The following is an 877-nucleotide window of genomic DNA, read 5'->3' as shown; positions in this document are numbered from 1 at the left end:
CTACGATCTAGGTTTCCACTCTCCAAAATAATAATAATCATCGTCGCCTAGATCTGCAGACATATCTACATGACCTATAAATTCACTACTTGGAGTTAAATATATATCTTCGCAACTTTGTATGCCAACCCTAACATACAAGTCATATCCAAACATAATAAATATCAGATCAGAATAATGCAATCGACACCACAACGCGCCCCGCATGCAATATCTAATTAGAAATTCCATATTATCAACTGTGACAACACCCCCTTCTTTGATCCAACTAGGCAATAGCTTCTTTGATGATTTCGAAATCTCGAGACCTGATATAATATAATTTGGAACTTCAAATTTCATGGAAATTTCTATTAAATCTTGAACGTAAGCGCTTTCGGCCTTCCAATATTCGCCAAATGAAAGATCGCCTACACCAACTGGGGGGGCGCAGTCATATATACTGGTCCATTGCTCAGAAATTGGGATATGAACATATCGACTGCCTGCGTATTTTGAAATTTGAATAAGCTTTTTCATTGATGAATCCAAATTTGTCCTGTGTGGTCGTAAGTACCAAGACGTGTACTTTTACTTTTTAAAGCATCTACGCTTTTTGCCGACTTCCAAATACCACCATTATGGCCATCAACATCATAGCTAAAATACCTACGCGTCTGCTTATCATAAAATACGGGCTGTCCGTGTGAAAATTTATTCTTCTCTTCTGCCCACTTATTCCATTTTGCGAGATCTTTTTGTTGAGAGGCTGTAAGCCTATTCGCGGGATCGCTGTGACCGCTTCTCTGCCCTCCGCCATTATGACAAGAAGGTGTCATTGAGCCCAAGAGTCCGCCGGCCGCTGCGCCGGCCGCCGCTCCACCTGCAAGGCGGGTAG

Annotated in this window: 2 protein-coding genes; both read right to left on the bottom strand. The window is 41.7% G+C overall.

Annotated elements, in window-relative coordinates; translation table 11 throughout:
- Complete coding sequence (locus tag ABI_RS24945; RefSeq protein ID WP_157138721.1) at positions 1-519, bottom strand: hypothetical protein; 519 nt, start codon at positions 517-519, stop codon at positions 1-3.
- Positions 516-877: toxin C-terminal domain-containing protein (locus ABI_RS24255; protein WP_211211122.1), on the bottom strand; the 362-nt coding region annotated here is incomplete at its 5' end. The genes ABI_RS24945 and ABI_RS24255, both read right to left, overlap by 4 nt.

Source organism: Asticcacaulis biprosthecium C19 (assembly GCF_000204015.1).
Classification (GTDB): domain Bacteria; phylum Pseudomonadota; class Alphaproteobacteria; order Caulobacterales; family Caulobacteraceae; genus Asticcacaulis; species Asticcacaulis biprosthecius.
Note: the sequence above shows the minus strand (reverse complement) of the source record. Positions and strands in the feature narration are given on the sequence as shown.